Here is a 14064-nt window from a genome sequence, read left to right as displayed (position 1 = left end):
GCTTTTCTTCGTGCGGCTCTTAGTGTATCTTTTAGAGCCACATCCGCCGCCCCGCAGCTCTTCACCCCTTGCTGCACCGCGAGACGGGGCGGTTGCCGTGTACCCGAAATCTACAGGAGAGTCCCATGTCCCACGCCATCGAAGGATTGCAGCCCGAGCTTTTTTGGCACTACTTTGCCGCCCTGTCGCGGATTCCGCGCCCCTCCCGGCACGAACAGCAGGCCGCGCGCTTCGTCCTTCAGGTAGCCGAAGAGTTCGGTCTCGAGGCGGAGATGGATGCCTGCGGCAACGTGCTGGTGAGAAAGCCGGCGACCCCCGGACGGGAGGCGGTGCCCGGCATCTGCCTGCAGTCCCACCTCGACATGGTCTGCGAGAAGAACCAGGACAAGGTGCACGACTTCTTCCAGGACCCCATCGAGCTGGTTCGCTCCGGTCCGGTCCTCATGGCGAACGGCACCACGCTGGGTGCCGACAACGGCGTCGGGGTGGCCGCGAGTCTCGCGGTCCTGGCAGATGGTAACCTGAAGCACGGCCCGCTCGAGTTTCTCTTCACGGTGGAGGAGGAGATCGGGCTCACCGGGGCGCTCAACCTCACCCCGGGCATGGTCAAGAGCCGGATCCTTTTGAACCTCGATTCCGAGGAGGAGGGGGCCGTCTACGTCGGGTGTGCCGGCGGCAGGGACACGGTCGGCAGCTGGCACCCCAGGCTCGAGGAGGCGCCGGAGCAGAGCGTGGCCGCGGTGCTCGCGGTGAAAGGGCTCAAGGGGGGGCATTCGGGGCTCGACATCGACAAGGGGCTGGGTAACGCCATCAAGACCCTGAACCGGGTGGTGCTGCGCCTGGCTGGGTTGGGTGCCCGCCTCTCGGCGCTGGACGGCGGGAAGATGCGTAACGCCATCCCGCGCGAGTGCCGGGGGCTTGTCTACCTCCCCAAGGCGCGCGTCGAAGAGGCCCAGGCACTGGTGGCGGGTTTCGAGGCGGAGTTGAGGGCCGAGCTGCAGCCGGTCGATCCCGAACTCGCCGTAACGCTGATCCTCGCCGATCCTTCGCAGGCCGGCAGCGTTTTGAGCATCGAGGACCAGGAGCGCATCTGCCGGAGCATCGCGGCGCTTCCCAGCGGCGTCATCCGCATGAGTGCCGACATCCCGGGGCTGGTGGAGACCTCGAGTAACGTCTCCGTGGTGCAGACCGCGGCCAGCGAGATCACCCTGGTGACCAGCCAGCGCAGTTCCGTCGGTTCGCGGTTGGAGGAGGTGGCCCAGGGCGTCGCGGCGCTCCTCACCCTGGGTGGGGCCCAGGTGCTGCAAAGCGACGGTTATCCCGGTTGGAAGCCGAACCTCGACTCGCCGATCCTCAAGACGGCCCAGCGCTGCTATCGAGAGGTTTTCAACCGCGAGCTCAAGGTGAAGGCGGTGCATGCGGGGCTTGAGTGCGGCATCCTGGGTGAGCGCGTCCCAGGGCTGGACATGATCTCCTTCGGTCCCACCCTCGAGGCGGTGCATTCGCCCGACGAGAAGATCTACATCGACAGCGTCGGCACCTTTTGGGCGTTCCTGGTAGCGATCCTGGAGGCGAGGTAGCGGGCTAGAGTGCGCAGATGAAGGGGATGTCCAGCGGGAGGATCCGGGTAGTTCCGGCGATTCTCAGGCGTCTGGTGTGGCGGTGCCAGGCGCCGTGGTTCAGGAATTCGAAGCAGATGTCGTGCAGGCCGGGAGGGCAGCAAAAGACGCGTGGCAGCTCCCCCTCCCGGTTTTCCCCGAGGTAGTTCCCGTCCAGGTAGATCCTGCCCCGGCGCAGGCTTGTCGCCGTGAAGTACTCCATGGCCACCCGTCCCTGTTTTTTTACAGGTTGGAAATCGCCAATAAAGTATTCAGGGCCTTGGCCCGTTGGCAAGCGTGGCAGCTCCTCGGTACCCTAAAAAAACGTCTGGACACGGATGACGCGGAAACCAAAGCAAACAAACCGGATAAAACTAACGGCTTAAGGGATTCTCCCCCCAGTTTGAATCCTGCCTTTTTGCCCGGGTTTCCGCGTCATCCGCGTGCCGGTTTTACGCGTCCCCGCCCACTTCCACCCTGAGCCCCGCCCCCGGTGCCGAGCGGTACAGGAAGCTGATCACCAGCTCCCCCTCCTGCCAGGGCGTCTGCCGGTAGTCCCGGGCAAAGCGGCGCCGATAGTAGCGTACCCGCTCGTCCTTCCCACCCTTCGGGAGCTTTGCCGGCGCCCCCGCCTGGACCGCTTCCTCCTGCGCCGTGAAAAATGCAGGGCGCGCCCCTCCCGGATACCCCACCAGGCAGTAATCGAAGCAGAGCGCGTCCTGCAGGCGTTCCCGCTCCTCCCCCGCCAGCCGTTCCCCGGCAAACTCCCAGAGCTTTTCGAAAAGGAGCGCCAGGGAGAGCTGCCCCACCAGTCCCCGCTCCTCGAACCAGACGGCCACCTCGGCGAACACCCGCGACAGGGGGGCCTTTTCCGTCAGGACCGCGAGGCTCGCGACAAAGCGGCCGGAGTTGTAGAAGAGCTCCACCAGCCGGCTCACCGTCTCGATGCGCCGGACCTCCCAGAAGTCGAGCCACGGGGTGGTGAGTATCTTGTAGGGCGCCGCCTCCGCGTAGGCGTACCCCTCGCGGCGGGCGATGCCGCGCATGGCGGTTCCTTTGAGGACCTTGAGCGGCTCCACCTGGATGTGGTTCGGGGCAAGGTCGAAGAGCCCCTGCAGCGAATCGAGAAAACCGGGAAACCCTTCCCCGGGAAGTCCGGCCACCAGGTCGAGGTGCACGGTGACCTCGGTCTCCCGGATCAGCCGGGACACCCGCTCGTTCAGCTTCTCGAGGCTCATCTGCCGCTCCACCTGGGCGAGCGTCGCCTCTCCTGCCGACTGCACCCCGATCTCGAAGCGGAACTGTCCCGGCGGCACCTGGGCCAAAAGCGCCAGGTTCTCGTCGGTCAAGAGCTCCGCGGCGATCTCGAAGTGGAAGGTCGCCTGGCAGTTCTTGTCGAGGATGAAGCGCCAGATCCGGTCGGCGCGCCGGGCGTCGTAGTTGAAGGTGCGGTCTACCAGCTTCACGGTGCGGGCCCCCGCGGCGATCAGCGTCTCGAGGTCCCGCTCGATCCGTTGGGCGGAGAAGGAGCGCACCCCGCGCTCCACCGAGGAGAGGCAGAAGGCGCAGGAAAAGGGGCAGCCGCGCGAGGTCTCGTAGTAGGTCAGCGGCTTTTCGAGGTCGACGAGCCCGGCGGCGAAGGGCGAGGGGATGCTGTCCAGGTCGGAAATAGGCGAGCGTTCCGGGTTGGCGATCACCTCGTCCCCCTCGCGGTAGCAGATGCCGGCCAGCTCCTCGAGCGGGGTGCCAGCGCGCCAGGCGCTCACCAGCTCCCGGCAGGTGAGTTCCCCTTCGCCGCGCACGATGCAGTCGATTGAGGGGTTGCGGACCATCAGTTCGAAGGAGCCGAAAGAGACCTCAGGTCCCCCCAGGACGATGCGGGAGTGGGGGGCGAGCTGTTTCAGGTCGCTGGCGAGCTTCAGGGTGAGTTCGGTGTTCCAGATGTAGCACGAGAAGAAGAGTGCGTCGGCGTTGGTGGCGAAGAGTCGGGCCAGGAGCTGGTCCGGTTGCTCGTTCACGGTAAGTTCCAGGATCTGCGACTCGATCCCCTCGAGGTCGGCCACCGTGGCGGCGAGATAGGGGAGGGCGAGCGAGGCGTGCACGTACTTGGCGTGCAGGGTGGCGAAGACGATTTTCATGGCGCGGATTGTAGCCCATCGGGCAGGAAACGGGAAAGGAAAATCGGGGGATGAGGCAGGGGCTAAAGGCAGGGACTAGGGACTAGGGACTGGGGACTGGGGACTGGGGACTGGGGACTGGGGACTGGGGACTGGGGACTGGGGGCTGGGCTGGGCTGGGCTGGGGCCGTGCCCATCGTCAATTGTCAATTGTCCATCGTCAATTGTTGTCTTCATTGTCCTGTTCGTCGCTTTGGTCCTTCATGCCCTCTTGCAAAAACACCAAGAACATCATACCCTAAGCCCCGGCTTTCAACCAAGAACACGGAGACACGTCATGCTGGGAAACTACGGGTTCAAACTCGGGGTCTGGGACGCGGCAAAGTCCGAGGCGAGAAGGGTGCTGGTGGAAACTGCCCGGGCCAAGGAGCTCATCACCTGCGCCGCCCTGGTCGAGCGCATCAGGACCATCGAACTTACGCCGGACGATCCCCGGCTCACCAGGCTTTTGTTCGAACTAGGTACCGAAGAGGCCCAGGAAGGTCGCCCGCTGCTCCCGGCGCTGGTGGTCGACGTGCTCGGAGAGATCGAGCCCAGGCTCGAGTTCGTACTGCTCGCCGAAAAGCACGGCCGCGACCTAGCCAACCCGGCCGCCGCCTGGCGCCGCGAGCTCGACCAGGTCTACTGCGAATACCTCCTGTAAGTAGGCTCGTCCCTTAGCTCCCTTTTGCTGACAGTGGGCTCCGGCTCGGGCCCTTCCCGGCAGCCCCCTTCCCCTACACTCGTCCCTGGCACTACAAGTAGTGTCGATTAATCTTACAGGTGATGTCGGAAGATCTTACAGTTTCTGGCATGCGCCCACCGCTAATCTCCCTGCAATCAACAACATCCCCTAAGGCATGTAACTTGCGTCACATCTCCTTATATCCCGCTACCCTGCGTTGTCTTTGAGGTTACCCGTACCGCTCTCCCCGCCTTAAAAAAGGCGCGCCCGTTCGGTGCCGGGAAAGGCGCATTTTTGCACGCCCGAAGATTTCCGCAGCAGAAACGATAGCGATACGGGAAAGGGCCAGCACGTCTTTTCTGAAGAAAAAGGAGGTGGATCGAGTAGCTTCGCACGACAACAGGTCGGCACACCATCGAGGATGCTTTCAAAACCGCAGAAAGGAGCTGAGTTATGTTCGCAAAACGACCTCTTCTCTACCGGATACTTTTGACTCTCCTTACGTGTTTCGCCATCTTGCCCACCCAGGGCCTCGCCGCCGAGCGGGTCATCTACGCGACCGGGTTCGAACAGGACAACGGCCAATACCAGGCCGACGAGGGGTTCTGGCAGTACGGAGCCCCCAACACCGCGGCAAAACCGGAAGGGCCCGCGGCCTGTAACGGCGGTCAGAAGTGCTGGGGCACCAGCCTGAGTGCCATCACCTCGGGTACCGGCAACGTCGTTTCTCCCGCCATCACCATCCCCACTCTGGCCGCCGGACAGGTCGCCAGGCTGAGCTTCCACGCCTACATCGAAGTCGCCGTCATGGCCAGCAACGCAGGCTACGGCGACATCTACATTTCCAGCGACAACAAGCAGACCTGGAAAAAACTGGCACATCTCCTGGAGAAGATGGCCGGAGGCTGGCAGCGCTACGACCTGGACATCTCGGAGTTCGCGGGGCAGACCGTCAACCTGCGCTTTTACTGCTTCATGGCGAGCGACGCCGCGGACGTGGGGTTCTATCTCGACGACGTGGCTATTACCATCGTCGACCTCCCGACCCCCTCCAAGACCCTCACCCTGCGGGCTTGGGAGGACCCTGCCGACTATGCCTCTTGCCCCTGGGCCTTCACCTGGGACGGCACCCGTTTCGTTCAGGACAACGACATCTACTCGGTGGCCCGCGGCGTGGCAGGGAAGCAGCGCGACTTCTACCTGCTCCAGAAACCGCTCGTCCCGCAAGATGGGCAGTACCGGATCGAGGTGCGCGAGCTTGAGGCGGAGGACTCCTGGACCGACTACCTCGCCCTCAAGACCATCGATCATGCCCCGGACGTGGCGGTGGCCCCGGACAGCCACGGCACCCTTGCCGCCTACAAGCCGGCGGCTCTCCTCGCACCCCTTTCGGCATTGAACAAGGTGGGCGGCGAGGTCCGGGGATTGGTGGCGACTGCGAACAATGCCGGATACCAAGCCTATGGCGGGGACTACCTCGATGTGAGCTTCCCGGCCGTCGATCCTGCCGGTGGAGCCCGGGTGGTCCTGCGCATCAAGGGGTTCATCCGGGGCGAGGGGGATGCCGTCCCCTACACCGAGCCCCCCGCCGTGCTGCTCCAGGTTGCCGGTCCCGCCGGTTCCTGGCAGGAGATCGGCCGGCTCAACCCGCGCTTCGACTGGTCCGTGGGGGCCTTCGATGTCACCCGGTACCTCCCCGACCCGCCGCAGCCCTTCAAGATGCGTCTGAGTTCCATCTCCCACGACGTAAAGTTCCACGAGGTCGACCTGGTGGCCCTGTCGCCGGGGGCACAGCCTCCCTTTGGCGTGACCGAGCTGAACCTCGCTGCGGCGAGCTACGGCGGCCGGGACGTACGGGAGGTCCTCAACGCCGCCGACGGCCAGTCCGTGCAGATGGGGAGCGGCAACGCCTTCGGCGCCTCCTTCACGGCCCCTCCGCTTGCCGATGGCCAGGCGCGGGATTTCCTCCTGGTGAGCGAAGGGTACTACATCCCCCATGGCGACACCTTCTTCATCTATACCTGGAACGGCACCACCTGGGTCCAGCGTGACGCGGTTTCCTTTACTTCCACCAGCTCGTCCAATATGGAAACCAAGGTCTTCGACCTCTCCTCCTATCTCCCCGACCCCAGCGGCGAGTTCAAGGTGCGCATCTGGCAGGACTACCGCTACGAGTCGGCCTATATCGACTACGTCGGCATGACGGTCGATAGCATCACCGGTGTGCTCGCCACGGCCATCGACATGAGAGGCGGTAGCGACATCAAAGATCTGGTCGCAGCCGTCGACAGCCAGGCCCTCTACTTCGGCTCCGGCGAGCGCAACCGCTGGACCGAATTCAAGTGGTCCGGCCTCCCCGATCACGTGCCACCCAGCATCCCCGCCGGCGGGCTCTCCTCGCTGGGGGGGAACATCCGCTGGAGCTACTACAGCCCGACCCAGGACGCCCAGACCGCCTTCGACGTCCAGGTCTGGACCGGCGCCGCTGCCACCGGCAACATCATGTGGAGCCCAATCACCTTCACCGGTGCGAGTAGCGTGGTGCGCTACAACGGGGAGCTCCTGGTCCCCGGCACCGTCTATTACCTGCGCGTCCGGCTCTTCGACGGCAAGGCCTGGGGCGCTTGGACCGAGGTCCCTTTCCGGGCACCGCTGCGTAACGGCATACTTGCCACGGAAGGGAGCATTCCGACGCTTGTCGACGCCCTCAAGGCCGTGCGCATCGTGACCGGTGCCCTCACGGCGACCGACGCCGACCTGGACACCGGGGACATCGCCCCGCTGGACCCCGCAACCGGGCTTTCCAAGGGTGACGGCAAGATCGATATCTTCGACGTGATCGGCATCCTGCGCAGGATGTTCAGCCTTTGACACGCGTGGCAAGGAGACTACCCATGAAACGTCTGTTCTTTGGTGTACTCGCGTTGATTCCGCTTGTTTTAAGCATGGCCGGTTGCGGCGATTCTGGTGGCGTCGCGACGGATAGCACCCCTTCTGCCAAGGCGGTACTGCGGATAAGCCTCGCGGGGGCTGCGGTCCCGTTGGCGGGGGCAGCCGTCAAGGTGACGCTCCCCGCCGGGGTAAGCGTGACGGCCAGCGAGACCGGGGTCGCCAACGGGGTGGTGGCGGTATCCGGAATAGCGGTACCGGGGACGGTGGGACCGTCCGTCTACGTCCCCGCGTCCGGCGCTGCCAGGGCCACCATCGCCATCGTGGTGAGCAGCAATCTTGCAGCGGGCTTTGGCAACGGGGAGTTCGCGACGGTGACCTGCAATCTGGCCACGGGAGCCCGTCCCGTTGCCGACGACTTCTTGCTGACCGAACTGAACGCCTCCGACCTGTTCCTGCAGCCGGTATCCGGCGTCACCGCGTCGCTGCAGGTCGTCCTCCCCTAAGGGGGGCGCGGCCCGGGTCTTCCGGGTGCAGGGCTCCAACAAAAAGGGGGCTGCCGCATGGCAGTCCCCCTTTTTGTTGGATTGGGCCGCAGCCGGCACCTACCCCAGGATGGTATCGATCTTGTCGGTGAGGTCGTTCACCGCGAAGGGCTTCTGCAGGAAGTGGATCCCCTCGTCCAGGTCGCGCCCCTCCACCTCCACGTCGAAGGTGTACCCGGACATGTAGAGCACCTTCGCCTCGGGTCGGATCTTCACGAGCTCCCGGTACAGTTCCGGCCCGCTCATGTCGGGCATCACCACGTCGGTCACCATCAGGTCGATGTCGTGCTGGTGCGCGAGCCGCAAGGCCTGCATCGGCGTTGCAGCGACCAGCGGCCGGTAGCCGGAACTCACCATGAGATCCGCCACCATGTCCCGCACCACCTCGCTGTCCTCCACCAGTAAAAGCCGCGCCTCGCGCGCCCGTTGCCGCGGCAGGCGCTCCGGTACCGGTACTGCCGCCTCCCGGGCCTCGCCGGTCACCGGTAAAAAGACCTTGAAGACGGTGCCGCGCCCCGGCTCGCTCTCGACCGAGATGTGGCCGTTGTGCTGCTTGACCAGCCCGTAGATGGTGGCCAGTCCCAGCCCGGTCCCCTTGCCGATCCCCTTGGTGGTGAAAAACGGCTCGAAGATGTGCGAGCGGATCTCCTCGCTCATGCCGCTGCCGTTGTCGATCACCGCGAGCATCAGGTATTCCCCCGGACTTGCCTCGGCGTGCTGGCGGGCGTACTCCTGGTCCACCACAATCCGGGCCGTCTCGATACGGATCGCCCCCCTGTCCCCGATGGCGTCCTGGGCGTTCACCGCGAGGTTCATGACGATCTGCTCCAGCTGGTTCACATCGGCGCGCACCCCGAGGGACTCCTGGCACAGGGAGAGCCGGATGTCGATGCTCTCCCTGATGGTCCGGCGCAGAATCTCGTAGAAGTCGCGCACCACCTCGTTTACGTCCACCAGCTTCATGTCCAGGACCTGCTGGCGTCCGAACCCGAGGAGCTGCTTGATGAGCACCTTCGCCTTGTCGCCGGCCTGGGTGATCAGGTCGACCCGGCGGTAGTGGTTCCCCTCGGGTGGCAGGTCCATCTTGAGGAGTTCGGCATACCCCAGGATCGGGGTGAGCAGGTTGTTGAAGTCGTGGGCGATCCCGCCGGCCAGCCGCCCCACCGATTCGATCTTCTGGGCCTGGAAGAGCTGCTGCATGAGGAGCTGCTTCTCACCCTCGGCCTCCCGGCGCTCGGTGATGTCCCGGATGATGGCACAGTTGAACTCGGCGCCGTCCAGGCACAGGTAGTTCGCGGTCACCTCCACGGGGAACTCCCGGCCGCTGAGGCTGCGGTTCAGCGTCTCGATGGTCAGGGTCCCCTCGCGCTTGAGATCCTCCCAGTGGCTTTGCCACGAGGCTGCATCGAAATTCGGGTTGAGGTCGAGCACCGTCATGCGGCGCAGGTTCTCGCCGCTGTAGCCGTGCAGCTTGGAGGCCGCGTCGTTGGCGTAGAGGATCTTTCCGTCCGCCGACACCCAGAGCACCACGTCCGACATCTTCTGCATGATGACCGCCGCCTTTTCCAGTTCCGCCTCGGCCTGTTTGCGCAGCCCGATCTCGTCGGCAAGCTGCCGGTTGCGCAGCTCCAGCTCGCTCGTTCTCAGCTGTACCGTCTCCTCGAGCTGTTCCTGGTACTCGCTCAGCCGGCGCTCCCCCAGCTTCTCCTGCTGGTATTTGCGGTAGCGCAAAAGGGCGCTCAAGGAGAGGATGGCGCTCAAGAGAAGGCACAGCGCCAGGGTCCCCTTGACCTCCTGGTACCAGGGGGCCAGGTTCTCGCTGATCGAGAGGCCGGCGGCGATGTACAGAGGGTAGTCGGGGAGCTTCTGGAAGGAGATCACGCGCTCTATCGGGTCGACACTCCCCTTGCTTTGGTAGGTCCCCTTGTTGCGACCCGCGCCGACCAGGGCCTTCAGCTCGCGCGATACCAGCTTGCTCCCAACCGTCGGGTTGCCGGAAATGTCCGGGTAGCGCACCACCACGTGGAGGTCCCGGTCGCGCAGGTTGATCACCCCGTCGTGTCCCAGGTCCAGCGTGGCGAAGAGGCGGGAGAGGTAATCGAGGGAGATTGCCGCGTAGGCGATGCCGGCGAAGCTGCCGTCCGGGTTGTCCACCCGGGTGGCGATCAAGACCTGCCACTTCTTGGAGAGCATGCCAAGGACCGGCTTGCCGATGACGACCCTGCGTTGCGGATTGTCGCGCAGTTCCTTGAAGTAGTCGCGGTGGCTCAGGTTGATGCGGGGGAGGTCGGTGCTGTGGTCGGCGTAGCGGATGAAGCCTTGGGCATCGGCGACCCTGAGCCCGTCCACCTCGGGGAGGCGTGCCTTGTGCTCGGCGAGGTAGTTGTGGATCCGTTCCGGGTTGACGCCGCCGGTCTGGGCCTGCTGCTCCAGTTCCTTTTTGACGGCGAAGATGGCGACGCTCGCCTTGTCCAGGATCCCGGTGAGGCTTAAGTTGAGCGACTGGGCCAGGTTCTGGGTCTGTACCGCGATCCGGCTGTCGTACTGCTGTTTGCTGCGGTACAGGGACAGCACGGCCAGCCCGGTCACGGAGACCAGGACGACCAGCACCCCGGTCATGAGCCGCATCAGGAAGCGGCGCGAAGCCAGGGCGTCTTTTTTCTGTCGGAGTTCGGGAACCTGTTCCATGTCACCTGTCTCATAAGGGTGATTTGCTCCACTATCCGTTTCGGCTGAAAGCAAAACTCCCTTTAGAGGTTAAAGCCGGCGCGTGACGGGCCCGAGACGTTCCGGGAACGTCAGGCCCGATTCCATCCAGTAATTATTGATAGTTAGACGTCAGAACATACGTTCAAATTGGTTTCTTGTCCAGTGCAATGTGCTGATAAGTACCGGCTCGAGGATAAGGTCCCTGTCCCGCGATCGCTGTCGGCCCCGCGTCCTCTCCTTTTATAGAGGTTCTGGGGAAGCCTCAAGAGGGTCCGTTCCCAGCGCTTGCAGGCGGCCTCACGTTCCTCCCCCTTTGAAAAAGGGGGGACAGGGGGGATTTGCCTTAATCGCTCCAGATCTACCGACCTGTCTCCATCACCACCCTCATTGCCTATCCGCCAGGACCAGTTATCCTTGGATCGTCCCTTTTAATGGGAAGCCCCCGGTCCTCCTCGCACATGCGGAGAAGCCGGGTGCTGGCAGCTTCGAACACCGAGGATCAAGGAGGGGAGTATGAGCGATCGGGAACTGTACTGGGTAGTCCGGGACCAGCGCGCGCGGCTCGATGAGCTGACCGGCAGCGATCCCACGCTCAAGGATCGCCCGCTCAAGCACGACGTGCGCTCGCTGGGGATGCTCCTTGGCACCGTGATCCGCGAACAGGCGGGTGTCGCGGTCTACGAAGCGGAAGAAGAGCTGCGCCACCTGGCGATCCGGCTGCGCCAGCTCTACGACGGCGATGTCGAGGCCGGCGCCAGCGAAGAAGGGCGCCGGATCATCGAGCGCATGGTCGCGCTGGTGCGCGGCATGTCCGTGGCCGACGCCTACCACATCGTCAAGGCCTTTGGGACCTACTTCGAACTGACCAACCTGGCGGAGACGAACCACCGCAAGCGTCGGCTCACCGCCGCGCGCCTCAGTACCGAAGACCACGACAAGCCCGGCTCCCTGCGCGGCACGCTGCGCCGCCTGCGCGAGGCGGGACTTACCGGGGAAGAGGCGCTGCAGCAGCTCGGGCACGTCGAGGTGGTTCCCGTCTTTACCGCGCATCCGACCGAGGTCGCGCGCCGGGTGGTACTCTACAAGCGCCGGCGCATTGCCCGGATTCTCGAGGAGCTGGACCGGCTCCCGCTTACCCCGCACGCCGCGGCCCACGGGCAGGGGGAGATCCTCACCGAGATCACCGCCCTCTGGCAGACCGACGAGGTGCGCCGCACCAAGCCCACCGTGCACGACGAGATCCGGATGAGCCTGAACCACTACCCGGGTTCGCTGATCCAGCCCCTGCCGCATTTCTACCAGGACCTGGCCGACGCCTTCCGGGAGGTGTACGACCTGGACCTGAGCGCCACCGAGCTCCCCACCGTGATCCGCTTCGGCTCCTGGACCGGCGGCGACCGGGACGGCAACCCCTTTGTCACCACCCAGACCACCGGCGAGGCGCTGCGCCTGGCGCGCGAAACCATCCTCTCCTACTACCTCGCCCAGATCGATGAATTGCGCGAACTGCTCACCATGTCCAGCTGCCGGGTCGCCTTCGCACCCGAAGTTTCCGAAGCGACCGAGCGCTACTGTCGCGAGTATCCGGCGCTCGCCCCCAAAATTGCGGGCTACCCGGAGTGCGAGCAGTACCGGCGTTTCCTGGCCCTGGTGCTGCACCGGCTGCAGGCTACCCGGCTGGGCCCGCACGATCCCGAGGGGTATCCCGACGCGGCCGCCTTCGCCGCCGATCTGAAGCTGGTGCGTCAAAGTCTCGCCGAGCGCGGCGGCGACCGGATGGCCTATCACTACCTCGATCCGCTGTTGCGCCAGGTCGACACCTTCGGGTTCCACCTGCATACCCTGGACATCCGGCAGCACGCCAAGGTACACACCCGGGCAGTCGAGGATCTCGCGCACGGTAAGGACCTCGGTTTAGCTGGGGCAGGGGAGGGTGCCGGGGCGGCGCCCGAGACCATCACGTTGCTCGACACCCTGCGCACCCTGGCCGAGCTCAAACGGAGCTATCCCCCCGAGGCGATCACGAGCTACGTGATCAGCGGCTCCGAGTCCGGAAACGACGTAGCCTCGCTTATCTGGCTCATGGAACTCTGTGGTGTTCAGGTCGCGGCGAGCGCCGACGGGCGCGATCCGGGTGTTATGCCGGTACCGCTTTTCGAATCGATCAACGATTTGCACAACGCGCCTCAGATCTGCCGGGAACTCTGGCAGAGCCCCGACTACGCGCGCTACCTCGACTCCTGGGGACGGCGCCAGGAGGTGATGCTCGGCTACTCCGATTCCAACAAGGACGGCGGCATGCTGACCAGCACCTGGGAGATCTACAAGGCGCACCGCGCCCTGCAGCAGGTGGCAGTCGAGTGTGGCGTCACCCTGCGGCTTTTCCACGGGCGCGGCGGCACCGTGGGGCGCGGCGGCGGACCGACCTACCGCGCCATAACCGCGCAGCCCCCCGAAGGGTTCAGCGGCGCCGTGCGGCTCACCGAGCAGGGTGAGGTCATCAACTGGAAGTATTCCGACGCCATCCTCGCCGAGCGCAACCTTGAGCTCATGGTGGCGGCAAGCCTCACCTCGCGGGTACTCGCCCCGCAGCTGCAGCCGCCCGCCGAACTCCCCTGGGAGGCGACCCTCGAGCGGCTTTCCGAGGCTTCCTACGGCTATTACCGCGAGCACATCGCCGAGAACCCCGACATCATGCCCTACCTGGAGCAGGCGACCCCGCTTTTGGAGTTCGATCTTGCGAAGATCGGTTCCCGGCCCGCCAAGCGTGGGGGGAGCCGCGAGCTGAGCGAGTTGCGGGCGATTCCCTGGGGTTTTGGCTGGATGCAGAGCCGGCACGTGATTCCGGCCTGGTTCGGTGTTGGCTGGGCCGTCGAGCGATTCCTGGCAGAGGAGCCCGACGGCCTGCGGATTTTACAGGAGATGCTCGTGAAGGTCCCCATCTTCAACGACCTGATCCGCAACGTGGAGTTGGCGCTCACCAAGGTCGATCTCCCCCTGGCGAGTCTCTATGCCGAGCTGGTGAGCGACCAGGCCTTGAGGGAGCGCGTTTTCGGGATGGTCGTCGAGGAGTTCCAGCGCTCCCGGCGTCACATCCTGCAGATCACCGGCCAGCAGGCCCTGTTAGAGCAGACCCCGGCGTTGGCCCGGTCCATCAAGCTCAGAAACCCCTACGTCGACCCGCTCAGCCTGATCCAGATCGAGCTCCTGCGGCGCAGACGAGCCGGCCAGGGTGACGGCGACATCGACTTCGTGCTGGCGGCAACTATCAACGGCATTGCCTCGGGTTTAAGAAATACCGGGTGAGGCCCAATTGACGATGGACAATGAGCCCCCCTCGCCCCCTGGGAGAGGGGAGGGGGTGAGGGGGCTGCCATCTCCACCACTGCAGAATTAACCAACAAAAAGCCGGCACCAGCCCGCCACCATTCTCCCGACCAGCCCCCAGTCCCTGCCTTTTCTCTTGCACCTGAACAATAGGC

8 protein-coding genes are annotated in these 14064 nt (G+C 64.6%); 5 read left to right on the top strand and 3 right to left on the bottom strand.

Features of this window, described 5'->3' with window-relative positions; genetic code table 11:
* Positions 1–125 precede the first annotated feature (125 nt).
* The gene (locus tag H7688_RS09750; RefSeq protein ID WP_183360897.1) at positions 126–1580 is read left to right on the top strand and encodes an aminoacyl-histidine dipeptidase; all 1455 of its coding nucleotides are present in this window, start codon (positions 126–128) and stop codon (positions 1578–1580) included.
* Between the two features lie 4 nt (positions 1581–1584).
* On the opposite strand, the gene H7688_RS09745 is transcribed toward H7688_RS09750, so the two are convergent.
* Both H7688_RS09745 and H7688_RS09740 read right to left on the bottom strand, forming a co-directional pair.
* Positions 1585–1821, bottom strand: coding sequence for a hypothetical protein (locus H7688_RS09745; RefSeq protein WP_183360896.1), 237 nt, complete (start codon positions 1819–1821; stop codon positions 1585–1587).
* A gap of 229 nt (positions 1822–2050) precedes the next feature.
* On the bottom strand, positions 2051–3736 hold the full coding sequence (locus tag H7688_RS09740) for a B12-binding domain-containing radical SAM protein (protein WP_183360895.1): 1686 nt from the start codon (positions 3734–3736) through the stop codon (positions 2051–2053).
* 316 nt (positions 3737–4052) lie between these two features.
* On the opposite strand from H7688_RS09740, the gene H7688_RS09735 reads away from it, so the two are divergent.
* The 3 genes from H7688_RS09735 to H7688_RS09725 all read left to right on the top strand — a co-directional run bounded on the left by H7688_RS09735 (position 4053) and on the right by H7688_RS09725 (position 7834).
* The gene (locus tag H7688_RS09735) at positions 4053–4418 is read left to right on the top strand and encodes a hypothetical protein (RefSeq protein ID WP_183360894.1); all 366 of its coding nucleotides are present in this window, start codon (positions 4053–4055) and stop codon (positions 4416–4418) included.
* A gap of 474 nt (positions 4419–4892) precedes the next feature.
* Positions 4893–7310 carry a glycoside hydrolase family 78 protein gene (locus H7688_RS09730; RefSeq protein ID WP_183360893.1) on the top strand — a complete coding sequence of 806 codons (2418 nt, stop codon included), beginning with the start codon at positions 4893–4895 and terminating at the stop codon, positions 7308–7310.
* A gap of 23 nt (positions 7311–7333) precedes the next feature.
* Positions 7334–7834: a hypothetical protein gene (locus H7688_RS09725; protein ID WP_183360892.1), complete on the top strand. Its 501-nt coding sequence runs from the start codon at positions 7334–7336 to the stop codon at positions 7832–7834.
* A gap of 99 nt (positions 7835–7933) precedes the next feature.
* On the opposite strand, the gene H7688_RS09720 is transcribed toward H7688_RS09725, so the two are convergent.
* The gene (locus tag H7688_RS09720) at positions 7934–10561 is read right to left on the bottom strand and encodes a hybrid sensor histidine kinase/response regulator (RefSeq protein WP_183360891.1); all 2628 of its coding nucleotides are present in this window, start codon (positions 10559–10561) and stop codon (positions 7934–7936) included.
* Between the two features lie 534 nt (positions 10562–11095).
* On the opposite strand from H7688_RS09720, the gene H7688_RS09715 reads away from it, so the two are divergent.
* Positions 11096–13888, top strand: a complete 2793-nt coding sequence (locus H7688_RS09715) for a phosphoenolpyruvate carboxylase (protein WP_183360890.1) — start codon at positions 11096–11098, stop codon at positions 13886–13888.
* The last annotated feature ends 176 nt before the right edge of the window (positions 13889–14064 follow it).

It is taken from the genome of Geomonas limicola, from assembly GCF_014193675.1.
In the GTDB taxonomy this organism is placed as follows: domain Bacteria; phylum Desulfobacterota; class Desulfuromonadia; order Geobacterales; family Geobacteraceae; genus Geomonas; species Geomonas limicola.
This window is presented reverse-complemented; position numbering and strand designations above follow the sequence as displayed.